This is a genomic window from Rhodococcus sp. YL-1 (genome assembly GCF_001942025.1).
Taxonomy (GTDB): Bacteria; Actinomycetota; Actinomycetes; order Mycobacteriales; family Mycobacteriaceae; genus Rhodococcus_F; species Rhodococcus_F qingshengii.
On the sequence record NZ_CP017299.1, the window covers coordinates 3,601,143 to 3,627,675 of the forward strand.

Below are 26,533 nucleotides of genomic sequence, written 5' to 3' on the forward strand. Positions count from 1 at the left end.
AGGTCTGGGAGCGAGATCGAGTGTATGCCGCGCTGCCGACACGACCGGCGACCGACGTAGCGGAGTCGCCGTGCGCCGCCTCCGGTCACGTGACCGGAACCTCGGGTTCGGCGCTCGACCTCACCGAACGCCGCGAACGTCGACTGGCGACGAAGGTGTCTGTCGTGAAGATCACCAGTGCAGCCCAGATCAGAACGAAGCCGATCCAGCGTGAGGCCGGCATGTCCTCGTGCATGACGGCCACACCCCACGCCATCTGGAGCGCCGGGGTGAGGTACTGCAGCATGCCCATCGTCGCCAACGGAACTCTCTGAGCGGCGACGCCGAACAGGAGCAGCGGCAGCGCGGTGACCGGGCCGGCGGCAAGCAGCAACAGGCTGTGCCCGGTACCGCTGCTGATGAATGCACCGGCCCCGGTCAGGCCGAGAAACACGAGGTAGCCGACCGCGAACGGTGCGGCAACGACTCCCTCGGCAGTCAAACTGGTTCGAGGATCGAGCGGAACCACCTTCTTGACCAACCCATAGGTGGCAAACGAGCCGGCGAGCAGCAAAGCGACGATCGGAGGTTTCCCGAAGTCGACCGTGATCACCACAACTGCCGTGGCAGCGAGAACGAGCGCGGCAATCTGGGCGGGACGCAGTCGTTCGCGGAAGATCACGACGCCGAGCAGAACGGTGACCAGCGGGTTGATGAAGTACCCGAGAGCCGCCTCCACGACGCGGCCTGACACCACGGCATAGATGTACGTCCCCCAGTTCACGGCGATCGCCGCTGACGCCGCGGTCACCAGCAGCCAGGTGCGTGCGCTGATTCCGCGAAGCGATCCGAGGCGGCCGGCAAAGGCCAACACGATCAGCATCAACAGAAGGGTCCACACCACCCGGTGCGCCAGGATCTCGACCGGATCGGCGAAGTCGAGTAGTCCGAAGAATGCCGGGAACGTTCCCCACAACAGGAACGCAGCCACACCGTAGAGGATCCCCGAGGACGAACCGGACCTAGCGCGTTCGTCCTTGTTCACAGAACCGGAGTTCACGGGACCGGGCCGTCGTCGGGGCCGGGAGCAACGACGTCCACGTACTCCGGCAGCAAGGGGCGGACGGCTGCCAGCCACGGCGAGGCGTCGGACGGCAACGCTTCCACTGCACGGACGTTCGAGTCATGTTCGATCGCTTCGAGTCCTTCGGGAGTAGCTCGCACCAGCACGCCCACCGCGCAGGCGCACCCGGCGGACAATCGCTTCGCCGACGCGAGCGCCACCTGTTGCTGACGATCGGTGTCGCCGCCGAGCGAGACCAGTCGCGTGGCTGCAACCCCGGGCGATCTGCGCACTGCTTCGTCGTTGTCGGGCACGGGCACCGACATGAGCGGCGTCTGGACGCGTTCGATCGGAACTCGGAACATGACCCTGGACACGCGAACGCCCGAGACCTCAGCGCCCGGCACCTGAACACTGCTGGTCGACGTGATGACCTCGCCGACGGTGAGTGCCTTCGTGAACGAGACCAACGCCCACGCCGGCCCGTCGACCGACGCAACAGAATCTCGCGCTCGGTCGAGGTAGTCCGGGACAGCTTCCCCGCTGTCCGGACCCAGAGTGTCCGTCCGGATCGGCGGGGTCGGCACGGGATTCGCGAACCCCACGCCCACCACCGCCGCCACACCGACCACCACCGCGACGACGGCCAGCGCGGGGGTAAGCCCGCGCGGTGTCATGAGGACCGGAGAACTTCGAGTGCGTGTTCGAGATCCTTCGGGTACTTGCTCTTGATCTCGACCCAGCGACCGTCCGCCGGATGTGCGAATCCAAGAGACACGGCGTGCAACCACTGGCGCTCGAGGCCGAGCCTTTCGGCAAGTCGAGGGTCCGCGCCGTAAGTCAGGTCGCCGCAGCACGGATGGCGCAACGCCGAAAAGTGGACACGGATCTGGTGTGTGCGACCGGTTTCGAGGTGCACGTCCAGCAGACTCGCTGCCTGGAACGCCTCGATGGTGTCGTAGTGCGTGACGCTGGGCTTGCCGTCGGCCGTGACCGTGAATCGCCAGTCGTTCCCGTGATGGCGTCCGATGGGCGCGTCGATCGTTCCGCTGCTCGGGTCGGGATGTCCCTGCACGAGAGCATGGTAGCGCTTGTCGATGGTCCGCTGCTTGAAAGCGCGCTTGAGCAACGTGTACGCGCGCTCGGATGTGGCAACCACCATGACACCCGACGTTCCGACGTCCAGGCGGTGGACGATGCCCTGACGCTCGTGGGCACCGGACGTCGAGATGCGGAAACCGGCCGCGGCAAGTCCGCCGATGACGGTCGGTCCCGTCCACCCGACGCTGGCGTGCGCGGCAACTCCGACGGGCTTGTCGACTGCCACGACGTCGTCGTCGGCGTAGAGGATCTCCATTCCCTCGACCGGTGTCGCTTCGATGGTCAGGGGCCGCGGCGGTTCGGGCAGGACTACCTCGAGCCACGACCCTGCGGTCAGACGATCGGACTTGCCGACGGCCACACCGTCGACGAGTACCGAGCCTTCTTCCGCGAGTGTCGCGACCACGGTGCGCGAGAGTCCGAGAAGGCGCGCGAGGCCGGCATCGACGCGCATGGCATCGAGACCGTCGGGCACGGGCATCGAACGGGATTCCCTCACTTGGTTTCTCCCTCGGCTGCAGCCTTCGATTCGGTGAGCTTCTTGTCGTCCGCCTTGTGATCACGCAGGCGTTCACCGTTGGGTTCGAAGCCGAACAGTGTCAGGACGACGAGCAGAATCGCGCCACAGACGATCGCGGAATCCGCGATGTTGAACACCGGCCACCAGCCGACGGAGACGAAATCCACCACATGTCCGCGCATGATTCCGGGAGAGCGGAAGAATCGGTCGACGAGGTTACCCAGCGCGCCGCCGAGAACGAGGCCGAGACCGAGCGCCCACCACGGTGATCGGAGCGTGCGACCGATCTTGATCACACCGATGACCACACCGATTGCGACGAGAGTGAGGATCCACGTCATCGACGTCGCCATCGAGAACGCTGCCCCCGGATTGCGCACCATCGTGAATGTGACCACGTCACCGATGATTTCGATCGGCTGCCCCGGTTTGACCGCGGCGACTGCCCACACCTTCGTGAGAATGTCCGAGAGCAGGATGACAGCGGCGATGGCAATGAGCATGGTCAGCCGGCGGGGCTTTTCGACCGGCGCAACCGCCAGGTCACCGTCTTCCGATTTCACGGCTTCCGGTTTCACGGTTTCGGGCTCGTCGGCCTTCGAGATTTCGGTAATCGGCTGATCCTCCGCGTTGACATCTCGGTCTGGGTGGTCTGTACTCACGCAACCATCATCCCTCATGTTCACCGCACCGGGTCACGCACTCTGCAACTGCGGCTAGCCTGGAGCGCGTGCCACTGCTGTCCACGACCGGCCGACGCGTTCCGTTCGCCCTCGCTGCCCTCGCTCTCACCACCGTTCTCACCGCTTGCGGCGGTTCGGATCAACCTCCGAACACCCCGACCTCCTCGCCGAGTGAGGTGACTGTTCCGGTGACCGCCGCGACGGTCGAAGTTCTCGAGGCGGGAAGCGAGCCGCGCGAGGTTTTGCGTACGAACTTGCCTGTCGGCACCACGCAGACGGCGACGCTCGTCACCCAGGCCGTCGTGAGTCAGCAGATCGATCAACAACCGGCGCAGGATTTCTCTTCGCCGGAGATCACGATCCCGCTCTCGGCAAACGTGACCGCTGACGATCCCACCGCAGTCGTTGACCTCACGCTGTCGTCGATGACCTCGCCCGATGCAACGCTGCAGGCTGCGCTGAGCGGGGCCGACGGGTCTGCGGCCGGATTGTCGGTCACGGATTCGGGCGCCATCACCGCCCTACGGTTGAAGCCCTCCGCCAACTCGGCCAATGCTGCCCGCGCTGCAATCGAACAAGCGCTGGGCCAAGCGGTCTACCGGACCGTCGCACTCCCCGACGCTCCGGTCGGTGTCGGCGCACGTTGGGTGGTTCGGCAGCAAGTCAGCAGCGAAATCCTGCTCGATCAGACAACCACCGTCACGCTCACCGCGCGCGAGGGCAATCGGCTTTCGCTCGCGGTGGACGTATCGCAGACCCCGCAGAGCCCGGTCTGGAACCTGGCTGGTGACGCCGGAACGCTGAACATCGATCAGTACGTCATGGCCGGCTCCGGAAACCTCACCGTCGACCTCTCACTCCCCTTGCCGATCGACGGACAGATGACCGTCGGCGGCGACCAGGCATACGGCGACCCGGACAGCTCCTCGGTGATCCGGCAGACCATCTCCAACAGCATTCGGTGGGAATCGTGACACGCCGGTCGCTTCTCGCACTTGGTCTGACAGCAACGGCGGCACTGTTCGTCGTGACCGGTTGCGGCTCGGACGACTCGCCTGGTGCCGACACGACTACGCAGGTTTCCGCCCCACAGGTCGGCTTGGCGCCGTTCACGGCTGCTCCGGCCGCACCGCTGAGCGGGGCGCCTCTCGACCGTGACGGCCTGCAACGAGCCGCGCTCACCCTGTCCGAGCTACCTGCCGACTTCGACGTAGTTCCCGACCCGGTCGACGACCTCGGCCTCGCACCTGCGCCGGAAAATTCGGAGGCGGACAAGTCGAGCACCGACCCCGCCGTCTGCGCCCAGGTTCTGGCGCCGATAGCCACCCAGGCTCCCGGATCGGTCGCCGACCTCTCCGACATGTTCACCGGCCCCGATTTCACGAGCATCGATCAAGACTCTGCTTCGTACGCCGACGGCACTGCAGCAGCAGCAGCTTTCGAGAAACTTCAGACCACGCTGGCTGGGTGTGCGGAGTATTCGGGAACCGATGCCGACGGAACGACAATCACCTATCGCGTCGGCGGAGCGTCGGACCCGAACGTCGGCGACGCGTCTTTCGCTTTCCGAATCATCACGGAGAGTGGCGGTTTCACCTTGGTTGCCGACGCGATCGTGGCCGCAGTCGGGACGACGTTGACTCAGGTGTCCGCGACGGCGCCGAGTCCGATCGCCCCCGATGTTCTCCACTCGATGGCATCGGCCGCCGCAGATCGCCTGCGCGCCCAGTCACCTTAAACAGTTCGGCCGGAAACACTCTCGCGAACCTCCGGACTATGTTCTTGTGAATGGAATTGCCTCGCTGACGCTTCTGTGGTCTGTCAGCGCTCGGAAGATCGCTGTCTTCGGCCTTGGAACACCAAAAGGACGGCGGCGTTCGCAGAGCGCCGACAGCCCTCGATTCCGTTCCGTTCACCGGCACCCTGGCGAGCGTGCGAATGCATCTACGACCGCAGTGAACAGCACCGTCTCGAACATCTACGCCGAGCAGGGAATGTCAATTGGTGACGGCCACCGCGCCCGCGTCGACCGACTGGCCGTTAAGGCCCGCAAAATATCGGCTCGATGTCCGCACGCGCCGGCGTATCGAGATCAGGGTGCCTCATTCGGCAGGCGTCATTATGCACACGTGCTCACGCTCGGCGAATCCGCGGCCGGCGGCGTACAGCTCGCCAACCTGGGTACGGGCCCATGCCTCGGCCTGTTCCGTCTCCGGCTCGTGTACCCAGTAGATCGCAAGGTACGAACCGTCCGCGATCTCGGCCGCGACCGGTCCGCTCGCCGGGAAGCGCAGGTCCTTGAGTCGCATCGGCGCCACCCAACGGCGACCTGCGAACCAGCCTGGACCGATCATGCAGCCCGAGTAGATATGCTCAGTCGGGATGTAACCGGTCTCTTCCAGGTAAGGCAGGTAGACGTACGACTCGACGTCACAGCGCACACCCGGGTACCGATTCCAATACCAGGTGCCGCCGAAGTCCGTTGCGGCATCAAGAATCTTGAAGTTGGTGACACCGACTTTCTTCAGTTCGACGCCAGCACTGATGCCCACGAAGCCGGCGCCGACGATGAGCACGTCGAGATCGGCGGTCAACGGCGGTGCGGTGCGAGAATCGCTCGCATTCGGATCGCTGTCGAACGATGCGAAAGTACCTTCGAAATCAATCGCCTGAACGGTGTCGGCCCCGGTATTCGGCAGACGTTTGTCGCGCTCGGCCGCGTACTTCTCCCGAAACGATTCGAGATCTTCCACCTTCCGTTGTGATACCCAGAGGTGCGGATCTTCTCGCACAGGTTGCCTTCGACAGTCGCGGAACCGATACGGTCCGGCAGATTTCCACTACTGCCGGACCGCCTCGGCACTGGGTCCGGCTCGCATCATGGATCCGACTCAACTTGTACACCAACTCAATTCATACACAGACAGTCGATGAAAGAGTGGCCATTCGCGCCTACGAAGGCGGGGACCGGAACCCGAGGGTCATGCCCCCGCGCGCACCACCGGGGGCATCGGATAGGTGCCGTCGATCAGCTGCGCCAGGGGGCCGTAGAAGCGAGCCGCAATCTGGAAGCCATCCGTCGCGGAGACAGGAAGCCAATTCCTGGCAAGATCAGAATCAGAGGGTCGCTCAGCCTGGAGGTAGAACGTCAACTTCCCGTCCCGAACGGCGTATTCTCCGGCTCGCGCGAGGTAACTCGTTGCGCTGTAACGGTTCTCAGAGTTTTCGATAAAGTACCCCTGAGAGTCGTATACCGGGAGCTCCCAGAACTCGGTGACCGGCGGCAAATCCTCCACGTCGAATGTAATGGTGTAGCAGTTCGCACCATCGAGAGGGAAACCCTCGGCGTCGTCGAACAGGTAACCAATTGTGTGGGACTGAAAGGGCACTGGGGTGCCCCACGCCACGTCGTTAGCACCAGCTTTGGCACGGTAGTCGAGATCGTCGTAGAAAAGGCTGGATTGCAACTTCCACCCGCTCATATCCACCTGCGTCTTCTCGAATGCCTGCCTGGCATCGGTCCGCGCCCGCGCGAATCCGCGATCGATCACCTCGCGCTGTTCATCGGTGATCTGCGAGGGGTCGAAGCAAGTCCCCGGACGCAACCCGAGCCGAGCGAGATTCGCGAGGGCTTCCCGCTCCTTTACCGAATCCGACCGGCGAGTCATGGAAGGATCGTTGATTACCAAACTCAGGAGCTGTAGATAGTCGATCGCGGTCATCGACTTTCCGATGTCGGCAATCAGGTCCATCCGCGGAAACGTGGCGTAGTCGGACTTGACAATTGGCTGATCCACGAGGTCCGGAACGCGGCCACCGCCGGCGTGCCACAGCGAAAGTGGAGCCGCGCGGACGCCCGTCACCGCGGCCCGTGCACCGGCCAGGTCCTGCTCAGTTCGACTCGTCACTGCCACGCGAACAGTGAGCACGAATGCATCGGACGGTGATCGCACGACCTCAGTGCCAGCGAACCCGGCCGGTAGGAGGCCTCTCCACCTCGGACCAACGATCACGTATCGCTGCGGCCCATTTCCGGTGAATTGCGATCCGGCCATGAAGAACCAGTCAATGTTCGGGCCAAGTGCCTGAATACTCCAGTACCGACCGTCAGCTACGCCCGGAGCTTCGATGACGACCGGATCGTTCGACAAGTCGAACATCCCACCGGAATAGAGCGTCGAGGCATTTACTGTCGTGGCGATGCGAACCTTGGCGTCGAACAAATCGAGGATCGGCTGGAGACGATTGAGCCCGCGATATGCCGGCTGCCCCTCCAAACCCGTGTAGACGTGCCGCAATTCGTAAAACCCGGCAAGATGTATGCCCCAGTCGAAGGCATCGGCGATCAGATCGCTGACATCGTCGACACTCAAAGACTGGTCGATCATGGTGGTCATCAAGGAACTCCTCGGGAGTCGTTACGTGTCAGTGAGATTCGCTCGACGCAAAGCCCCACACATCGCCGAAGAGACGTCGGCGACAGCCTCCTCGCACGGCCGCAGCCTTAGCGTCGATACGCCTCACACAAATTGCGTCCCAGAACTGAACGACCCGGGCAGTGCGGCGACCGGGAGCAATCGGACTCGGGCGCCGCAACTTCCATTGACGGTCTAAATATCGACCAGCACGGTCGGATATGGGAACGGATTGAGGTTACAAGCCAATTCCTGATCAGTCAACGGTCAATGTCCGCGGCCGGCAAAGGGATTGCGGCCACCGACGTCGGATGTCACCGCGTCGGCCACCTGTTTCAGTGCCAACGCTCGGTTGGCGATTTCAAGGTTGCTGATCTCGCCGCCGACGTAGACGGTCAAAACGAGAGACTGGTGACCGTCCGCGTCGAAGGTCGGGGCCGCTACCAGGCTGACTGGGTGTTTTCCAGCGGAAGCGCGAACCGCTTCCCCGAGGAATCTCCGCTCGCCCAGACTCGACACCAGGTCACCGACAAGCTCGAGTACGGCAGGCGGCACGTCGTGCGCAGCAACCCCGGCCATCAGCCGGTGCAACCGCTGAACGGTCGGCGAGAGGTTCTCAACCAGATATCCTTCCGCCCGGCACTCGGCGGCCATCAGCCGGATGTGTTCGAAGTCTGTCCCGACAGCCAGCGCGGACTCGCTCCGCAGCCAACGTTCCAGCTCCTCGTCCGGTTCCCACAGCATGAACATGAGCCCCAGCGGCGGCGCGAACGGATACACGTCGCCGACACTGGCCGGCGGCTCGACGCCCGGGGGCGCGACCATCTCGAGAACCATGACATTGTCGCCAACCACGGCCGATGCCATACAGATAGCGCTGAACTGCTCACTCAGGCCCTCGAGACGGTCGCGCACCATCGAGCCCAGCGCAAAATCGCGCTGGGCCGCCCGCCCGGCCGAGACCAATGCTGGCCCAAGCCCGTAAGACTTGGTCTGTGTGTCACGAATGAGATATCCGCACGCGGTCAGTTCGGTCACGATGCCGAGACAGGTCGGTTTGGTGATTTCGCATCGGCGCGCAAGCTCTGAAAGACCGAAGCGCTTCCCCTGGTTACGCACCAAAAAGTCGATAACCTGCACTACGCGCGCAGTGGGCGGCGACACGACCTCCCTGCCTGCCGAGCGGTCCGCCACTTCGGAATCAACCATTGACCAATCCTTCCCAAGGCACTTACAGTAACGCGCATCACCTTACCGCATCGGTCGATATTTCGACCAATTGCGACACAACCTTGATACGCGCACTCCGTGCTACCAAAGTCCCTCACGGCCGACATCGCCGAATGTTCCGGGTCCGCGGACTCATGGATCGACGTTCGAATCGCCACGAAACCACAACTCAAGGAAACGAGACTGTCGTGACTCGACCTACCCCCCCACCGCCGCAACAACGCCGAGCGCCTGAACGATCAACCAAATACTATGTGGGCCTGTTGATCTCGATCGTTCTACTGTTCGAAGTCGCTCCCCTCGAATACAGCATGGTGTACCCATCACTGCGATACATGGCGGCCGAATTCAACACTCCTGACATCGGCTGGGTGGTGACCATCCTCGGTCTTGTCGGGGTCGTCAGCTTGCCGATCATCGGCAAGCTCGGAGACATCTACGGCAAGAAGCGCATGCTGATGATCGTCGCCGGCATATTCGCCATCGGAACGCTGACCTGCGCCCTCGCCCCGACCTTTCCGATTCTGCTGCTCGGGCGCGCCCTCGAGGCCGCGAGCGTCGGCATGACCCCGCTCGCTTACGGCCTCATCCGCGATGTCTTCCCACGACGCATGATCCCCGTGGCCCTGTCGGCAGTGTCCACCGGCATCGGATTCAACGGTATCGCCGGCCCGCTCATCGGCGGCTACCTCTCGACCGAGTTCGGTTACCGCGCAATCTTCTGGTTCCTCCTCGCCTATGTCGCCGTCATCGCCCCGGCGGTCTATTTCACCGCGCCGGAATCGCCGCTGCGCCTGTCCCACCAGCTCGACTGGGTAGGCGCGGGCCTGCTGGGCGGCGGATCATTGCTGCTGATGCTCTCCATCAACCAGGGTCGCTCTTGGGGATGGGACTCACCAAAGACGCTGATTGCGTTCGCGGTCTCTGCGGTCCTGATCGCGGTGTTCGTCCTCTACGAATTGCACACCACGCAACCTCTGATCGACATGCGGGTGCTGTGGGCGCGTGCCATGCGCAGCACGATGCTCGCAAGCTTACTCGGCTCATTCGCTATCGGTGGATACGCGTTCGCGTTGCCACTGATGCTCATGACGCCACGGGTTGACGGCATCTCTTACGGGTTCGGGCTCACTGCCTTCGCCTTCGCGCTGTGGACTCTCCCACATGGCATCGCCGCCATGGCGAGCGGCCCCCTGGCCGGACTGCTCGCGCGCAGCAGTGGCCCCCGGGCGAGCCTCATCGTCGCCATGACCGCGATCATGATCAGCCTGAGCCTGCTGGCCTTTGTGCACGACCAACAGTGGCAGATCATCACACTGGTCGCCATCTTCGGCGTCGGCCAGGGATTCTTCTACGCAGCCAGCGCCAACCTTGTCGTCGAAGCGGTACCGCCATCTCAGACGGGGGCGAACGCCGGCGTACTCGGCTCCAGCAACAGCCTCGGCGCTGCATTCGGCGTCACCATCCTCAGCGCGATCCTCTCCGCGCACATTTGGTCCGTCGACCAAGGCACACGCCAGATCATTTACACGGATGCGGGATTCACCTACGTCTTCCTACTACTCGGTGCACTCGGCGCCATCGGTCTCATAGTGGCGTTCACGATGAGTCACGGACGCGCCCCCGCCTCCGGCGGAGCAACGATTGGCGCGAATACTGCACGTCCTGCCGCCGCGACAATACCGGTCAAGCAACAGTCCCCCACGGAGGCCACAAGTGACTATCACGCATGACAAGTTCTCCGGCGGCACCGCCGTCATCACCGGCGCGGCATCCGGAATCGGCGAGGGGCTCGCACGACACGCGGCCTCCATCGGAATGAACGTGGTGTTAGCGGACATCGACATGCCCCGGGCCGAACAACTCGCGGCCGAACTGTCAACGGCAGCCACCGAGGCCACTGCGGTCCAGACGGACGTCAGTGACCCGTCGTCGGTGGAGGGGCTGGCCCGGGCCGCGTACGAGCGGTTCGGCTCTGTCCGATTGCTCGTCAACAACGCCGGGATCGAGGCCCCTGGCCTATTTTGGGAGGTTCCGATAGACCGCTGGCAGCGGTTGCTTTCGATAAATGTGGGCGGTGTGCTCAACGGGGTCCACGCATTCCTCCCACGAATGATCGCGTCTGGCGAGGAGGCATACGTGCTCAATCTCAGCTCTATCGGTGGCCTCAGCGCGGGCGCACTGCAATCGCCATATCTCACGAGTAAGCACGCGGTGCTAGCCCTGACCGAGACGCTCTACCTGGACGTGAAGACCGTCGGCGCTCCCATTCAGGTATCGGCAGTGCTCCCGGGCGCGGTACGGACCCAGATCTATTCAGGTGCTTCAGCCAGCGGCCTGGCCGGTGAAGCGCTTCGCGAGCAACTCGACCGGTACCTCGGCCAGGGCCTGACACCCGAGCAGGCTGCAGAGAGCATCTTCGCTCAGCTCGCGAAAGGCGCATTCTGGATCGGCACACAGCCGGAGGTCCTCGAGGCCTTCGCCGCATATCACGCGGATCATCTCACGAAGCTCACCCCGCCGGCCCCCTTCGTCGCCGTCGCCAAATGAGACCGTTCTGGTGCCCCGGTGCGTTCCGGGTCGGCGAAGACCCGGACCCTCGATTCACCCTGGCCAACGAACGCACATTCCTCGCCTGGATCCGGACCGCCCTGGCTTTGGTTGCCGCCGCCGTCGGCTTCGAGGCATTCGGCTCCGAGATGGTTGGCCCCACCGTTCACGCCACCCTGGTAGTTGGCGTGTTGACTGGGTCAACCATGCTGTCTGTCAGTGCATTTCATCGATGGATCGCGGTCGAACGCGCTTTGCGGTTGGGGCGAAGCCTCCCAGTCCCTACGTTCGCAGGCATCGCCGCGGGGCTTGTACTGGGATCCGCGCTGACGTTGTTGATGGTCGAGGTGACGCGGTGACACCCCTTCAACCCACACATGCCGACCGAGGGCTACAGCCAGAACGGACCACGATGGCATGGGTTCGGACTGGTACCTCCTTGGCTACGGCGGCGCTGATCTACCTGCGCTATGTCCCCGGCCCACCAGTCGCAATCGGTATTCTCGGGGGAAGCACGCTGATCGGTGCAGTCGGCATTATTGCAATCAGTCACCGAGGGCACCGCCGCAGATCCGACGATTTCGGGATCGGCCGCAGCTTCCCGGGGCCAACACGAAATTCAGCGCTGGTGTTGCTGGTCGCCACCTTGGCCATCAGCGCCGGGATCTTGGTGCTCGCCAGCCTGTGAATCGATGATGCTCCACGACCAAGCACGGCGCCCTGAACGCAATTTCACCAAAGGAGCCGAGCGCCGAGGCCAGGCGCCCCCGACACCCGAATCACCAAACCTCCAAAGTTCGACGGTTTTCGAAGATGTGGAATCCGCTGGCGGACAGGCTCACCGGCGATCAGGTCGCCGCGGGACAGACATGCGAACTCGCTCGCTGCACTGACGAGCGATGGGCAGGATCCTGTCGGCCGAAGGGTGTTTGCCGACAGGATCCGGCCCGAAGCTTCACTCGCGCTGTCGCAACTCGCGTTCGATCGTGCCTGGTTCCTCCAGCCACGAAATCTCCCGGGTGACGCTACTAAGACCGTCGGAGTCGCGGTGACTCTGCGAATTCATGTCAACCGGCGGATCGCTCCAGGAGGCAAGCCATCTGCGATCCGGCCCTTTCGTCGCAGTTGCGATCAGCGAAACAGAAGTCCGTCCTCGATTGCGGCGCGGCGGGCGCAGGGCCTCTGATTCTCGCCTGTCCTTGCCTCGCATCGTAGGCCCACTCATGATTGTCACCACCGTGTGTTCTTTCGCCGCTTTCTACGATGTGTGCAGACTAGGACTTCAGACCGGATACTTGATTGATCATGGACCCTTTGACAACTGCCCGTCCACACTGAACGGTGAGAGTAGGTACGAAACAGACCAACGCGACACACTGATGTGAGGAGCCAGAGTTCATGCCGGAACCCAGAAGGTCAGATCACACCGATTACGTAGCCGTCAATCCGATCTTCTCGAGGCCTGGCGAGGATTCGGTTGCATCGAAGTACACACTCGAACCCGACGGCATGCTTCCCGAGACCGCGTATCAGATCGTCCACGACGAAACGATGCTCGACGGCAATGCGCGGCTCAATCTCGCGACGTTCGTCAGCACGTGGATGGACGATCACGCCACCAAACTGTATGCCGAGTCGTTCGACAAGAACATGATCGACAAGGACGAGTATCCGCAGACCGCCGCGATCGAAACCTATTGCTGGCGCATCCTTGCCGACCTCTGGCACTCGCCCTCCCCCAAGGACGCAATCGGCACCTCGACGATCGGTTCGTCCGAAGCCTGCATGCTCGGCGGCCTGGCGATGAAACGACGCTGGCAGCACGCACGAAAAGCCGCGGGCAAGTCCACCGAAAAGCCAAATCTCATCATGAGTTCCGCGGTCCAGGTGTGCTGGGAGAAGTTCTGCAACTACTGGGACGTCGAAGCGCGTTACGTGCCGATCAGCGAGGAACACCGCACCCTCGACGGTCACGATCTGGACAAGTATGTCGACGAGAACACCATCGGCGTCGTCGCGATCATGGGCGTCACGTACACCGGGATGTACGAGCCGGTCCTGGAAATCTCGAAGGCACTCGATGCGATCCAGGCGAAGACGGGACTCGACGTCCCCATCCACGTCGACGGCGCTTCCGGTGCGATGATCGCACCGTTCCTTCAGCCCGAACTCGAATGGGATTTCCGGCTCCCGCGCGTCCACTCCATCAACACCTCGGCGCACAAGTACGGGCTCGTCTACCCCGGCCTCGGCTGGGTGGTCTGGCGATCGCAGGATCTACTTCCCGACGACCTCGTCTTCAAGGTGAGCTACCTCGGCGGCAGTATGCCGACCTTCGCACTGAACTTCTCGCGCCCCGGCGCTCAGGTGATCCTGCAGTTCTACTTGTTCCTGCGTCTCGGCCACGACGGCTATCGCGCGATCCAGCAGTCCTCCCAGGACGTGGCGAAATTTCTCGCCGAAGGGATCGGGAAACTCGACGCGTTCGAACTGTGGAACGACGGTTCCGACATCCCGGTCTTCGCGTGGCGCCTCGCCGAGGGGCACACGTCCAACTGGACGCTGTACGACCTCTCGGACCGGTTGCGAGGCAAGGGCTGGTTGGTGCCGGCCTACCCCATGCCGGACGATCTCGCGGATCTGACAGTGCAGCGCATCGTGGTTCGTAACGGACTGAGCATGGACCTGGCGGCCAATCTGCTGCGCATCATCGAAGAGGAAACCGCGTTCCTCGACGAACTGGACAGCCCGATGCCGCGGCCGCGCGTCACCGAGGGATTCCATCACTGACGTCGCTTACCACGTGAAGAGCGGCCGCCCACTCCCCTTCGGGAGTCGGCGGCCGCTCTGGTGTTTCAGGTGTTACCGAGAGATCAAGCAGCGCAAGCCGGCGAGGTCAGACCTGCAACGCCGACGATCTGGCAAGCGGTGGTCTTCGAGAGCTTCCAGACGCCGTCTTCGTAGACGAACGAAGCCTGCAGGCCCTGCTGCAGCGGCTGGCCGTTGACGACGATGTTCAGCGAAGCTGCTGCCGTCTCGCTGCCCGTGTCGGTGACCGGGTCGAGGATCTCGACCTGCGCGCCGGCAGCCTTGGCGGCAGCGGCGACCTGGTTGATCAGCTCGGGATCAGCCTCGGCGCCCTGGACGAGGTTGACCTTGTCTGCGGCCGGAACGGTTTCGTCGAGTGCCTGGGCGACCTTGGCGTTGAGCTCAGGGGCGGTCGGCAACGCGACCGGCGCATCTGTCGAGTCCGAGGCCGTCGTGGTCGTCGTGGTCTTCGACGTCGTGGTGGGCGAGTCGGTCTTGTCATCCGAGCCACAAGCGGTCATCGTCAGGGCTGCTGCGATCGCCACGGCTGCAACGGTCATCTTCTGAAGCTTCAACTTCTCAGTCCTATCCATTCGGGTGTTCACATTCGAGCGTCAGTCGAACATCGTGCTTGCTCGAGGATCGTCGACAACATTACCCAACGGTAAGCGGAAAAAGTCTAAGGACATCCTCAGAGAAGGCTGTCGACCGCATCTGCTACCTCGAGCACCTCATCGGATTCGGCAAAGGTTCTGGCGATTCCCGTTCCGCTGGAACGGGTTTCGAAGCGAACGGTGACCACACCGTGCCCGGCGCCCTGCACCCAACCGTGTCCGTATTCTGGATGCTTCACGTCCAAACCGGGGTGCCAGTAGCGCTGAGGGACACGTGCTGCCACCGGAACGTCGAGTTCGGCCTCATCGAGGGCGCCCGTGAGAGTCTCGACCGGATAGCCGGGAACATCCTGATCCAACTCGGGAAAAAGTGATCCTTGCCGAACGGTGGACAAACCGGCGAATCCCACACCGACCAGGCGAATCGGCCCCAATTCCTGTGGATCGATGACCTGTTTCTGCGCAGTCGCGATGAGGATTTGGCGGTCGATGGTGGCAAACGGCAGCGTCACGGATCGAGTCAAGATACTCATATCGGACTTCTTGAGCTTCAGTACGACGGTGCGAGCAGCTCTTCCGTCCTTCTCCAGCCTGGAAAATGCTGCACGACCACTACTTTCGACGGCGGCGCGCAGTTGCGCCATCGTGACGATGTCTGCGGCGAAAGTGGATTCCGCGCTGATCTGCTTGGATTCGGCACGCTCGGCGACCGGCCGATCGTCGATCCCCTGCGCAAGCCGATGCAACCCCGGACCGACAGTGGTTCCGAGTATCGACGCCACCTCCGCTATGGGAGTGCGGGCAAACCCACCGATGGTTTCGATGCCGAGACGCTTGAGCTTTTCCTCGGCGACGGGACCGATCCCCCAGAGCTTTCGCACCGGCAGTGGATCGAGCAACTCGTGCTGCATCCCGGGAGGAATCACTGCGACGCCGTCGGGCTTTGCCAGTCCCGACGCGATCTTGGCGACCTGCTTACCTGCGCCGGCCCCGATCGAAGCGACCAACCCGGTCTCGGCTTTGATCAACGCCCGCAGGTCCTCGCAAAACGCGCGGACCTCGTCAGCTCCGACACCGGCCAACTCCACCGGTTCCCCGAAAGCCTCGTCCACCGACAGTTGCTCGAGGATCGGCATACGAAGGCGCAACGCGTCGAAGGTGCGTTTACTCAGAACCGAATACAACGACATCCGCGGTGGCAATACCACCGCTCCACCACCGACCATCCGGCGTGCTTGATGCATCGGCATTGCCGAACGCGCACCGAAAACTCTCGCTTCGTAACTTGCCCCGGCCACCACCCCGCGCCCGCCCAAGCCGCCGACCAGCACCGGGCGACCTCGCAGAGTGGGACGCGTCAACTGCTCGGCGGAAGCGAAAAACGCATCCATGTCGAGATGCAGCACCCACCTACGACTTCGTGTGGGATCACCTTGATTCATCGGGCGTTACGGTTCTCTCAAAAGTAGGTGCAGAATTTACGTCCGCGCCTTCTTCTTCGGCGACTTCTTCTTCGGCAGGGGCAATACGTCGGCAGTCCGTTGAATGAAGGCGTGCAGGTGATCGAGGTCCTGCAACCGTTCCTCCGTCACCCGGTAATAATCCTTCGCTCCCGGGTACGGCGGAGCCAGATCGGCCTCTGATCCGAACTCCGTACTGACCTCGGTGGGTTTGACGAACAGAACGTCTCCGCAGATCAAGCCCACGATCTTCTCGTCGCAATACAGTCCGTACTCGCCGAACATCGCCCTTGCCCGCACGTCGAGCGGTTCCAACTGCTCGAGAATGCGCGCCACGGTTTCCTTGCTCGTGCTCATGAGAGCAAACTACTCCGGCACCCCGACATACAGACATTCATCGGGGAGCCGGAGTAGCTATGGCGGTATTAGACCTTCGTGATCGCGGCGCGGATACCGTCACCGAGATCGACGGCGTCGTCTCCCGCTTCACCCACCGAGAAGGAGGTGGCCAGAACCTCACCGGCGATCAATTCGCGATGACGCTCCGCCCACTCCTTGCAGTCCTGCGGAACCTCGAGCACGACGTTGATCCGGTCCGAGACGTCGAAACCGGCGGCGCGGCGCGCATCCTGCAACTGACGGATACGGTCCTTCGCCCATCCCTCGGCTTCGAGTTCCTCCGTCACCGCGGAATCGAGTACGACCAGTCCCGCACCGTCCGGCAGTGCAGCCGTCGAATCCGGCTCGGCCGCAACCAGTTTCTGCGTGTACTCCTCGGGCAGCAGTTCGATGCCCGCCGCAACCACGACGCCGTCCGCGTTCTCGGTCCAGTCGCCCGCCTTGACCGCCTTGATGACAGTCTGAACGGACTTGCCCAGACGCGGTCCTGCAGCACGCGCATTGACCGCGATCTCGAAGCGCCCGTGCACGTCGACGTCATCGGTCAGATCAACCTTCTTGACGTTGACCTCGTCGGCGATCAGTCCGAGGAACGGACGCAGACGCTCGGCATCCGGCGCCGCAACCGTGACCTCGGGCAGCGGAAGACGAACACGCAGATTCTGCGCCTTGCGCAGGCTCAGCACCGTGGAGCACACGGTCCGGACGTCGTCCATCGCCGCTACCAGCTCGGGGTTCGCGGGGAGCTCCGACGCCTCGGGCCAATCAGCCAGGTGAACCGAGCGCTCCCCGGTCAGCCCGCGCCAGATCACCTCGGACACCAGCGGCAACAGCGGCGCAGCGAGACGCGTCACGACCTCGAGCACGGTGTGCAGGGTGTCGATCGCGTCGCGATCCTCGTCCCAGAACCGCGAACGAGACCGTCGCACATACCAGTTGGTGAGCGCATCACAGAACAACCGAAGCTCGTCGCACGCGCCGGCGATGTCGTTGACCTCGAGGGCCTCGGTGATCACGTCGCGGGTGGTAGCGAGCTTGGCCAGGATGTACTGATCGAGGATGTTCTCCGAGTCGGTACGCCACACACCGGATTCCGGGGCGTACAACTGCAGGAAGCTCCAGGCGTTCCACAGCGGGAGCAATGCCTGACGCACACCTTCGCGGATGCCCTGCTCGGTCACGATGAGGTTTCCGCCGCGCAAGATCGGCGAAGACATCAGGAACCATCGCATCGCATCGCTGCCGTCGCGGTTGAACACCTCCTTCACGTCCGGGTAGTTGCCCTTGGACTTGCTCATCTTGAGTCCGTCGTCGCCGAGCACGATGCCGTGCGCAGCAACGGTTTTGAACGCCGGACGATCGAAGAGTGCGGTGGCCAGCACGTGCAGCGTGTAGAACCAGCCGCGAGTCTGCCCGTTGTACTCGACGATGAAATCGCCCGGGAAATGACCCTCGAACCATTCACGGTTCTCGAATGGGTAGTGCACCTGCGCGTACGGCATCGAACCGGATTCGAACCAGCAGTCGAGCACCTCGGGAACGCGGCGCATCATCGACTTCCCGGTCGGGTCGTCGGGGTTCGGGCGGACCAGGTCGTCGATCATCGGGCGATGCAGATCGGTCGGACGCACACCGAAGTCTGCCTCCAACTGATCGAGCGATCCGTAGACGTCCGTACGCGGGTACTGCGGATCGTCCGACACCCACACCGGGATCGGGCTGCCCCAGTAGCGGTTTCGGCTGATGTTCCAGTCGCGTGCACCTTCGAGCCACTTGCCGAACTGGCCGTCACGGATGTGCTCGGGCACCCACGTGATGTCCTTGTTCAGCTCGACCATGCGATCGCGGAACTTGGTGACCGCGACGAACCACGAGGGAACCGCCATGTAGATGAGCGGCTGCCCACTGCGCCAACTGTGCGGGTACGAGTGCTCGATCGTCTCGTGCCGCAGCAGCTTTCCAGCGGCCTTGAGGTCCTTGATGATGACCGGGTTGGCGTCGAAGACCATCAAGCCCTCGTACGGCGGAACCATCGAGGTGAACTTTCCACCCGGATCGAGCGGCTGCACGACCTCGATACCGTTGGCCGTGGCGACATCCATATCCTCCTCACCGAAAGCCGGTGCGAGGTGGACGATTCCGGTTCCGGAATCGGTTGTCACGTAGTCGGCCGAAAGCACGACGTGCGCGTTCGGATGTCCGAGGAAGAAGTCGAACGGCGGTGTGTACGACAGTCCGACCAGCTCGGCGCCCTTGTGACGGGAAACGACCTCGGGGTCCTCCCCCAGCTCACGTGCGTAATGAGCAACCCGTGCTTCCGCGAGCACGTACCGCTTTCCGTCCTCGCCGAGCACCTGGACGTAGTCGACCTCGGGATGAACCGCAGTGGCCAAGTTGGACGGCAGTGTCCACGGAGTCGTGGTCCAGATGATCGCGTTTGCGCCGTCCAATGGTGAACCCGGAGCGACCAGCGGCATGTCGACCGTGACTGCAGGATCCTGACGCATCTTGTACGCGTCGTCGAGACGAGTCTCTTGATTGGACAGCGGAGTCTGCTCGTACCAGCTGTAGGGCAGCACGCGGAAGCCCTGATAGATCAGGCCCTTGTCGTGCAGCTCCTTGAAGGCCCACATGACGGACTCCATGAAGTCGACGTCCAGGGTCTTGTAGTCGTTGTCGAAGTCGACCCAACGTGCCTGGCGGGTGACGTAGTCGCGCCACTCGTCGGTGTACTTGAGCACCGAGGCCTTGCAGTACTCGTTGAACTTGGCCAGACCCATGACTTCGATCTCGGCCTTGTCCTTGATGCCGAGTTGCTTCTCCGCTTCGAGTTCTGCGGGCAGGCCATGGCAGTCCCAGCCGAAGCGTCGCTCGACCTTGCGTCCACGCATGGTCTGGAAGCGCGGCACCAGGTCCTTGACGTACCCCGTCAGCAGGTGACCGTAATGCGGCAAGCCGTTTGCGAAAGGCGGTCCGTCGTAGAAAACGAACTCTTCGCTGCCGTCCCGATTGGAAACCGACGCACGGAAGGTGTCGTCGTCGTCCCACTGTTTCAGGACTTTCTGTTCCAGTTCGGGGAACTTGACTCCGGTGTCGGCGGGGACACCGTAGTCGACTTTGGGATACCCGTTACTCGCCATGGCGATCTCCTCGTGCCAGTCGGACTCGGCACGGGGACGACGTGGCGCTTGTGCGCCGACACCGCGGTACCACCCCGTTTGCACCCCGTAGATCCGCGCTTGGATCCCGAGGTGCCACTCGATCGAGCTGTGACGGGCTCACCCGTTCGGTTCTACTGAGTTCTGGGCGCCTGAAGCGACAAGAACCGTTCTTCCGAAAGCTCCCCGGTGATTGCCGGATCACAGCCTGGTATTCGTGTTGGACAGTCTAATACTCGTCCTGGACCTTGTCGGAACTCGCCCTAGGACTTGTCGGGGCCACCCGGCGACTCGCCATCATTTCTCTGATTGTCATCGTTGGCGGTGGCTGCATCGTCGATCGACGAATTCGAGGAACTCTCGACTCGACCGTAAGGCGACGACATTCCGCTGCCCGATGCCGGGTCATCCAACGAAGGAACCGCCTTCCTGCTGGTCAGCGCACTGACCAGCAGGAGGACGGCACCTGCTACACAAATCGCGATACATGCCCACGCCCAGATCAACGACCCTGTGGTCAGGGCGACGATCAGGAGAGCGAAACCAACTCCCGCGAGAACCAACGTCACGACCAGCACGTATCAACCTTTGTCCGGTCCGATAGCTGAGCCGACGGGGCGCTCTCGGTCAGCTGTTTCCCTTGGCGAAGGACGGGCTGTAGGAATCCTGTCCACCGTCGACCGGAACGGCCGAGCCGCGCTGTTCGAGCTCTTCGAGCTGCGATTCCAGGTAGGACTTCAGGCGCACCCGGTACTCGCGTTCGAACGTCTTGAGCTGCTCGATACGGCCCTCGAGGACCGAACGCTGCTGGTTGATGGTCGCCATGATTTCGGTGTGCTTCTTCTCGGCGTCCGCCTTGAGAGCGTCTGCCTTCTCCTGAGCCTGGCGAAGCTGGGTCTCGGAGCGAGTCTGAGCGTCGGTGAGCATCGCCTCCGACTTGTTGCGCGCATCCGCGATCATGCCGTCAGCCTTGCTGCGAGCCTCGCTCATGAGCTGCTCGGAGTTGGTGCGGGCACTGCCGAGCAGCTGCTCGGACTCGGTCTTGGCATCGTTGGTGAGGCGATCCGCCATCTCCTGAGCCAGTCCGAGGACCTTTGCGGCCTGCATGTGGGTGTCGCCACTCTGCGGCGCTGCAACGGCAGCGGCGGCGGGAACCGGCGCTGCAACAGGTGCAGGCTTGGGCGGTTCGACGACCCGAGCGGGCTCCGGCTTGGGCTGCGCTGCGACGGGTGCTGCCTGCTGAGCAGGTGCCGGCGACTTCTTGGCAGCCGCGAGCTCCTGATCCAGCTCACCTACGCGCTGGCGCAGGTCCGCATTCTCTTCGATGAGCTGCGACAGCGCCTGCTCGACGAGGTCGAGGAATGCGTCGACCTCGTCCTCGTTGTAGCCACGCTTGCCGATAGGCGGCTTGCTGAACGCAACGTTGTGCACGTCAGCTGGAGTCAGTTGCGGCATGGAAGGATCCCTTCACGCGTCATTTGGCGGTCTAGCAAGCATTCAGTTGCAACACAGTCTACGTAGTGGCGAACCACTGGATGAGTTATGGCATCCATTCTGGCATACCACTCACTCGGACTGCGCTCAGCGAACAACCGACATCAGGATGATGACGATGAAAAGCAAGACCATGATGGATAGATCCAAGCGAACTCCACCGAGGTTGATCGGAGGGATCAACCTGCGGAGCAGTTTCACCGGAGGATCGGTGATCGTAAAAATGGTTTCGAGAATGACTGCGACCAATCCGGTCGGTCGCCAATCTCTGGCAAACGAACGAACGAACTCGACGATCACTCTGCCGATCAGCAACAGCCAGAAGACAACCAGCACCAGATAGATCACAGAGAGAAGCGCGTCCACACCCTCACTCTGCCTGACTTCTGCGGTGTGTCCAAAACAGACACACCGCAGCAATTCCGGAACCGGTCCGCATCGAGTCCGTCTTGTAACGGCCGGCGATGGGTCCGAATGCGGCGTCCGCCGAGGCGGGCCGCCGTTCGAATGTGCTCACGTCACCCCTGCTCAGGGGCCGGACTGCGGTCGAGACCATCATTTCTGGCTGTAGAAACCCGTCTCGGCGATCCGACGGCGCTCCTCGGCGGAAACGTCGATGTCGGCCGGTGAGAGAAGAAACACTTTGGTGGCTACCTTGTCGAAAGAACCACGCAATGCGAATGCCAGGCCGGCCGCGAAATCGACCAGACGCTTCGCGTCGGCGTTGCTCATGTCGACCAGATCCATGATGACGGGAGTGCCGTCCCGGAACCGCTCACCGATGGTGCGGGCCTCTGCGTAGCTCTGCGGACGCAGTGTCGTGATCTTGGCGAGCGGGCCGCCGTCGTCGACAACCGGCGCACGTCGCGCTTCGGGTCGCTCTGCGCGCGCGTCGACCGCGAGGTTGCCACGGCTTGCCGGGCGCGGCGCCATCGCCGGGCGGCTGCTGCGGCTGGGAACGGTGTCGACGCGGGGCCGGGAGTCGTAGCGATCGAACTCCGCGTCCTCTTCGTCACGACGACTGGGCGCATAGCTCGCCTTCGAGAAGGCAGGTTCGACGAACTCGCGGTCGTCGCGCTCGGCATAGCCGTCGTGACTACGACGGGGTGCGCGGCGAGCCTGATCGGGCTCCTCCACGTATTCGTCCTCGTAGTCATCGAGGGGAACCATGCCGAAGTAAGCCTTGAACTTATGCAGGTTGCTCATTGATCGACCTTCCTTGGCGCGGCGGAATCAATCCGACTGCGACCGGTCGCAGCGGTGTGGACGGGTTGGGCGATCACCTGAGCGATCACCTCGAGATTACTGGTCGTGAGCCGAGCAGTGCGGTTCCGACACGCACGCAGGTTGATCCGTGGCGCACTGCAGCCTCCAGATCGCCGGTCATACCGGCCGAGAGTTCGGTTGCCCGGGGATGCGATTCGAGGATCAAAAGATGTGCCCTGCGGAGGATTTCGAACTGCTCGTCCGGATCTGATCCAAGCGGCGGGACTGCCATCAGTCCCGCGAATTCGAGACCTTCGGCTGATTCGATCCGCTCGGCGAGAGGCGTTAGCTCGCCCGTCGGAACTCCGCCACGCGCGGGGTCTCCGTCGAGACTTACCTGGATGAGCGCCCGGAGCGGCTCCGTGCGCTCACCGTCCGACAAAGCACTCAGCGCAGCCCGATCGAGTGCATCGGCCAGTCGCGCACTGTCCACCGAGTGAATTGCATAGGCCCACTTCGCTACCGACCGAGCTTTGTTGCGCTGCAACTGTCCGATCATGTGCCAGCGAACCGGATCATCGATCGCGCCCGTCTGTGCAGCGCCGTCGAAGTCCGCGACCTTCTCCACTGCTTCCTGCTCACGAGACTCACCGAATTCACGGCAACCCAGTTCGTACAGAATTCGAGCGTCGGACGCCGGAAAGAATTTGGTCACCGGCAGCAGTGCTACGTCGGAAACCTCGCGACCGGCGGCAAGGCAGGCGGCCGCCAATCGCGCCCTCACCGAGTCGAGTGCCGTCGATATTTCTGTCAGCCGCATTTCCGTCTCGCGCATTTCTGCCTAGACGGTTTCCTGCGCTGCGGGCGCTTCCATCCAGATCACTGCAGCTTGACGCCCGGTCAGAGATTCTCGGCGATGACTGAACAACGCGCGATCCTCGATCGTGCACCGCGGGTCCTCGGCGACACCGGACACACCCGCGGCGAGCAACTGCTTACGCAGTCCCGCACGCAGATCGAGCCCCGGCGTGCCCTTCTCGGTGCGAGTTGCACTGCCCGGCAAGTGCTTTTCCACGTCCGCGCGCATCGCAGCGGGAACCTCGTACTGGCGTCCGCTCGCAGCCGGACCGAGGAAGGCGCCGATACGCGAAACGTCCGCGCCCTGACGCACCATCTCCGCGAGGACGCGCGGGACGATACCGATGCGGGCACCGATCCGTCCGGCATGAACGGCCGCGATCACACCGGCCTCCTCGTCGGAGAGCAGAACGGGAACACAATCTGCACTGAGGGTGGCGAGCGCCAGGCCGGGAACAGTGGTGACCAGAGCATCCGTCACCGGAATCACTTCGTCGGTCGGTTCCGTCACGACAGTGACGTTGCGCGAATGGATTTGTTCCATCCACACGAGATGGTCAGGCTCGACGCCTATTTCGCGTGCCAGACGTCGGCGATTCGCATCGACGGCTGCCGGATCGTCTCCGACGTGATCGCCCAGATTGAACGACTCGTACGGTGACGCGGAAACACCACCGGCTCGGCTGGTCACGACGCGGCGAATGCGGGTGCGGGTGGTCGACTTCTCGGTACTCAAGATAAGTGTGCTCACAAACGTCGAAAGTTGTCGTCCGGCTCAGACGTGACCGGACATCCAGTCAAGAACAGGGTACCCAGAAATTCCGGGCACCCTGTTCTCGAAACTGTTTGTAGCCCTACGTCAGCGACGCATGAAGACCGGCACGTCGACGTCGTCGTCGCCCTCGTCTTCCTGGACCGGCGCATGGCGGGGGCCACCGATCGGAGGCAAGCTGCCCGAACCGGTGGTCTCGCGCGCTGCGGAAATCGGCTGCTCGCCAGCAGGTTCGGCGGCCACCGGCGACCGGCCGACCTCACCCGCGCGCCCGGCGCCGATAGCTCCACGTCCCTGCGCGGTCGACTCCACGGGACGACGAGCCGGAGCTCCTCCGTCGAATCCCGCAGCGATGACCGTCACACGAACCTCGTCACCGAGTGAATCGTCGATGACCGTTCCGAAGATGATGTTGGCGTCGATGTGGGCAGCTTCCTGCACCAGCGAAGCCGCCTCGTTGATCTCGAACAGACCCAGATCGCTACCGCCGGCGATCGACAGGAGCACGCCGCGGGCGCCTTCCATCGAAGCTTCGAGGAGCGGGGAATTGATCGCGGATTCCGCCGCCTTGATCGCGCGTCCCTCACCCCGCGAGGAACCGATTCCCATCAACGCACTACCGGCACCGGACATGACACCCTTGACGTCCGCGAAGTCGACGTTGATCAGACCCGGAGTGGTGATGAGGTCGGTGATGCCCTGGACGCCGTTGAGGAGAACCTCGTCCGCGCTGCGGAACGCGTCCATCAGGCTGACGGCCGCGTCACCGAGCTGGAGCAGGCGATCGTTGGGAATGACGATCAGCGTGTCGCAGGACTCGCGGAGCGCCTGGATTCCGGTATCCGCCTGTCCCCCACGACGCTTGCCCTCGAAGGAGAACGGCCGCGTCACGACACCGACGGTGAGTGCGCCCAGCTTCCGGGCGATGCTTGCCACGACAGGGGCACCACCGGTTCCGGTGCCACCGCCCTCGCCTGCGGTCACGAACACCATGTCGGCGCCCTTGATGACCTCTTCGATCTCGTCCTTGTGATCTTCGGCTGCCTTGCGACCCACTTCCGGGTCGGCACCGGCGCCGAGGCCACGGGTCAATTCACGACCGACGTCGAGCTTGACGTCGGCGTCACTCATCAGAAGGGCTTGCGCGTCCGTGTTGACCGCGATGAACTCGACTCCCTTGAGTCCCTGTTCGATCATGCGGTTGACTGCGTTCACGCCGCCGCCGCCGATGCCGACGACCTTGATTACGGCGAGGTAGTTGTGCGGGGGCGTCATCGGCTCTCGCCTTCCGTGTCGTGTTTCACGCTGCTTGTCAGTGCTGCTGTCTTTGTTACTGCTGTTTTTGTAGCTTCATGCTCTTCGAGAACAACCCTAAACCTCAACCACAGGGTTAGAGTTATGTCAAGTATTCGATCTGAAACGAAACGCTATGCACCGTCGTCGCGTTCCGCCATTAGGCGCGCCGAGACACACCGAAGTATTTGCTGCGCACTGACGCACGGCTGCACCGGGCGCTATCGCACCGTCGGCAGATCAGGACTGGACACGTCGTACGTCTGCCCCGGTTGGGTCAACAGCGGAAGCGTCACAGCAGCCTTACGATCCGAGTGCTCGACACCGCCCCAGTTTACGACGCGACCGTCGAGCAGAGTCAGCGTGACACTCGAAATCGACCGAGCGGCAACCTCTCCCACCTGAAATCTCAGATCCGGCGGCAACACCGACAACACCTCGAGCGCGGCAAGCGTGGGCTCGTCGTTCCACCCGGGCGTCGGTGTCACCAGACGCGGAACCCCGGGCGGCGGGACGCCCATCTCGAAGTCGACGCCCTTCTCGTCCAGCAGGTGTGCACCCTCAGGTGAGTCGACGAAAACGACCGGTACCCGTTCGGTGACGGTGACGCGGATAGTCGACGGATACATCCGCTGCACACGAGCCGAGGCCACCTTCGGAATCGTCGCCACACGTGCGGCGGCGGCGCCGGTGTCTACCCGCATCAACGGCTGACCGGTCGGTACGGCCAGGAGCGAAAGGATCTGTTCCTCACTGACGGTCGTCGCACCGAGAATTTCGGTGCCCCGGACCGAGAGCACCGGAGACAACCAAGCCGTCAACGCAATTCCCACCACCAGCACGATTGCCAGCGGTGCCACGATCAGCGGTCGCTTGAACCACTTACGAGTCGGTGTGGGTTCGGGAGCCGGCTCCGTCGACCGCGTCGAG

At 63.0% G+C, this 26,533-nt stretch carries 26 protein-coding genes; 7 read left to right on the forward strand and 19 right to left on the reverse strand.

The window, feature by feature from the left end; translation table 11 throughout:
- Positions 1–85: 85 nt before the first annotated feature.
- The 4 genes from rarD to lspA are packed head-to-tail and all read right to left on the reverse strand — an operon-like array spanning position 86 to position 3,325.
- On the reverse strand, positions 86–1,039 hold the full coding sequence (rarD, locus tag BH682_RS16585; RefSeq protein ID WP_411561117.1) for an EamA family transporter RarD: 954 nt from the start codon (positions 1,037–1,039) through the stop codon (positions 86–88).
- Positions 1,036–1,719, reverse strand: a complete 684-nt coding sequence (locus BH682_RS16590; protein WP_065352581.1) for a hypothetical protein — start codon at positions 1,717–1,719, stop codon at positions 1,036–1,038. The genes rarD and BH682_RS16590 overlap by 4 nt, the downstream gene beginning before the upstream one ends.
- On the reverse strand, positions 1,716–2,642 hold the full coding sequence (locus tag BH682_RS16595; protein WP_007733161.1) for an RluA family pseudouridine synthase: 927 nt from the start codon (positions 2,640–2,642) through the stop codon (positions 1,716–1,718). Before BH682_RS16595 ends, BH682_RS16590 begins: the two co-directional genes overlap by 4 nt.
- Entirely contained in the window at positions 2,639–3,325 is a 687-nt protein-coding gene (gene lspA, locus BH682_RS16600) for a signal peptidase II (protein WP_003941684.1), read from the reverse strand. The genes BH682_RS16595 and lspA overlap by 4 nt, the downstream gene beginning before the upstream one ends.
- Positions 3,326–3,393: 68 nt before the next feature.
- Here lspA and BH682_RS16605 point away from each other — a divergent pair, with 68 nt between their 5' ends.
- Positions 3,394–4,320 (forward strand): hypothetical protein, encoded by a 927-nt coding sequence (locus tag BH682_RS16605; protein ID WP_063316140.1) that lies wholly within the window; start codon positions 3,394–3,396, stop codon positions 4,318–4,320.
- Positions 4,317–5,084 carry a sensor domain-containing protein gene (locus BH682_RS16610; RefSeq protein WP_223304503.1) on the forward strand — a complete coding sequence of 256 codons (768 nt, stop codon included), beginning with the start codon at positions 4,317–4,319 and terminating at the stop codon, positions 5,082–5,084. Before BH682_RS16605 ends, BH682_RS16610 begins: the two co-directional genes overlap by 4 nt.
- 364 nt (positions 5,085–5,448) lie before the next feature.
- Here BH682_RS16610 and BH682_RS16615 read toward each other — a convergent pair whose 3' ends face one another.
- The 3 genes from BH682_RS16615 to BH682_RS16625 form a co-directional block, all read right to left on the reverse strand.
- Entirely contained in the window at positions 5,449–6,099 is a 651-nt protein-coding gene (locus BH682_RS16615; protein ID WP_087503813.1) for an NAD(P)-binding protein, read from the reverse strand.
- 228 nt (positions 6,100–6,327) lie between these two features.
- On the reverse strand, positions 6,328–7,743 hold the full coding sequence (locus BH682_RS16620; RefSeq protein WP_063316143.1) for a DUF1254 domain-containing protein: 1,416 nt from the start codon (positions 7,741–7,743) through the stop codon (positions 6,328–6,330).
- Positions 7,744–8,028: 285 nt separating this feature from the next.
- Positions 8,029–8,970, reverse strand: a complete 942-nt coding sequence (locus BH682_RS16625) for a helix-turn-helix domain-containing protein (protein ID WP_063316144.1) — start codon at positions 8,968–8,970, stop codon at positions 8,029–8,031.
- A 284-nt stretch (positions 8,971–9,254) separates the two neighbouring features.
- On the opposite strand from BH682_RS16625, the gene BH682_RS16630 reads away from it, so the two are divergent.
- From BH682_RS16630 to BH682_RS16650, 5 genes are all read left to right on the forward strand, one after another.
- A complete protein-coding gene (locus tag BH682_RS16630; RefSeq protein ID WP_232354221.1) occupies positions 9,255–10,724 on the forward strand; it encodes an MFS transporter in 1,470 nt (489 codons plus the stop codon).
- Positions 10,708–11,541 carry an SDR family NAD(P)-dependent oxidoreductase gene (locus BH682_RS16635; protein WP_063316146.1) on the forward strand — a complete coding sequence of 278 codons (834 nt, stop codon included), beginning with the start codon at positions 10,708–10,710 and terminating at the stop codon, positions 11,539–11,541. Before BH682_RS16630 ends, BH682_RS16635 begins: the two co-directional genes overlap by 17 nt.
- Positions 11,538–11,900, forward strand: coding sequence for a YidH family protein (locus BH682_RS16640; RefSeq protein ID WP_054781930.1), 363 nt, complete (start codon positions 11,538–11,540; stop codon positions 11,898–11,900). Before BH682_RS16635 ends, BH682_RS16640 begins: the two co-directional genes overlap by 4 nt.
- Positions 11,897–12,229: a DUF202 domain-containing protein gene (locus tag BH682_RS16645; RefSeq protein WP_143542535.1), complete on the forward strand. Its 333-nt coding sequence runs from the start codon at positions 11,897–11,899 to the stop codon at positions 12,227–12,229. The genes BH682_RS16640 and BH682_RS16645 overlap by 4 nt, the downstream gene beginning before the upstream one ends.
- A 710-nt stretch (positions 12,230–12,939) precedes the next feature.
- The gene (locus BH682_RS16650; protein WP_042921836.1) at positions 12,940–14,331 is read left to right on the forward strand and encodes a glutamate decarboxylase; all 1,392 of its coding nucleotides are present in this window, start codon (positions 12,940–12,942) and stop codon (positions 14,329–14,331) included.
- An 83-nt stretch (positions 14,332–14,414) separates the two neighbouring features.
- Here the strand turns inward: BH682_RS16650 and BH682_RS16655 are convergent, their stop codons facing one another.
- The 12 genes from BH682_RS16655 to BH682_RS16715 all read right to left on the reverse strand — a co-directional run bounded on the left by BH682_RS16655 (position 14,415) and on the right by BH682_RS16715 (position 26,463).
- Positions 14,415–14,909, reverse strand: coding sequence for a hypothetical protein (locus tag BH682_RS16655; protein ID WP_223304502.1), 495 nt, complete (start codon positions 14,907–14,909; stop codon positions 14,415–14,417).
- Positions 14,910–15,040: 131 nt separating this feature from the next.
- Positions 15,041–16,405: a DNA polymerase IV gene (locus BH682_RS16660; protein WP_075833424.1), complete on the reverse strand. Its 1,365-nt coding sequence runs from the start codon at positions 16,403–16,405 to the stop codon at positions 15,041–15,043.
- A 36-nt stretch (positions 16,406–16,441) separates the two neighbouring features.
- Positions 16,442–16,780, reverse strand: coding sequence for a TfoX/Sxy family protein (locus BH682_RS16665; protein ID WP_003941748.1), 339 nt, complete (start codon positions 16,778–16,780; stop codon positions 16,442–16,444).
- A 68-nt stretch (positions 16,781–16,848) separates the two neighbouring features.
- A complete protein-coding gene (gene ileS, locus BH682_RS16670) occupies positions 16,849–19,962 on the reverse strand; it encodes an isoleucine--tRNA ligase (RefSeq protein ID WP_047270136.1) in 3,114 nt (1,037 codons plus the stop codon).
- Positions 19,963–20,243: 281 nt separating this feature from the next.
- A complete protein-coding gene (locus BH682_RS16675) occupies positions 20,244–20,558 on the reverse strand; it encodes a hypothetical protein (protein WP_075833426.1) in 315 nt (104 codons plus the stop codon).
- A 49-nt stretch (positions 20,559–20,607) separates the two neighbouring features.
- Positions 20,608–21,435: a DivIVA-like cell division protein Wag31 gene (gene wag31, locus BH682_RS16680; protein ID WP_003941722.1), complete on the reverse strand. Its 828-nt coding sequence runs from the start codon at positions 21,433–21,435 to the stop codon at positions 20,608–20,610.
- 126 nt (positions 21,436–21,561) lie between these two features.
- Positions 21,562–21,840 carry a YggT family protein gene (locus BH682_RS16685; protein ID WP_003941780.1) on the reverse strand — a complete coding sequence of 93 codons (279 nt, stop codon included), beginning with the start codon at positions 21,838–21,840 and terminating at the stop codon, positions 21,562–21,564.
- A gap of 189 nt (positions 21,841–22,029) precedes the next feature.
- Positions 22,030–22,680: a cell division protein SepF gene (locus tag BH682_RS16695; protein ID WP_003941752.1), complete on the reverse strand. Its 651-nt coding sequence runs from the start codon at positions 22,678–22,680 to the stop codon at positions 22,030–22,032.
- 85 nt (positions 22,681–22,765) lie between these two features.
- Positions 22,766–23,515: a YggS family pyridoxal phosphate-dependent enzyme gene (locus tag BH682_RS16700; protein ID WP_030537030.1), complete on the reverse strand. Its 750-nt coding sequence runs from the start codon at positions 23,513–23,515 to the stop codon at positions 22,766–22,768.
- Positions 23,516–23,521: 6 nt separating this feature from the next.
- Positions 23,522–24,289 (reverse strand): peptidoglycan editing factor PgeF, encoded by a 768-nt coding sequence (pgeF, locus tag BH682_RS16705; protein WP_007733207.1) that lies wholly within the window; start codon positions 24,287–24,289, stop codon positions 23,522–23,524.
- A gap of 108 nt (positions 24,290–24,397) precedes the next feature.
- The gene (gene ftsZ, locus BH682_RS16710) at positions 24,398–25,585 is read right to left on the reverse strand and encodes a cell division protein FtsZ (protein WP_003941788.1); all 1,188 of its coding nucleotides are present in this window, start codon (positions 25,583–25,585) and stop codon (positions 24,398–24,400) included.
- A gap of 239 nt (positions 25,586–25,824) precedes the next feature.
- Positions 25,825–26,463: a cell division protein FtsQ/DivIB gene (locus BH682_RS16715; protein ID WP_063316280.1), complete on the reverse strand. Its 639-nt coding sequence runs from the start codon at positions 26,461–26,463 to the stop codon at positions 25,825–25,827.
- Positions 26,464–26,533: the final 70 nt, after the last annotated feature.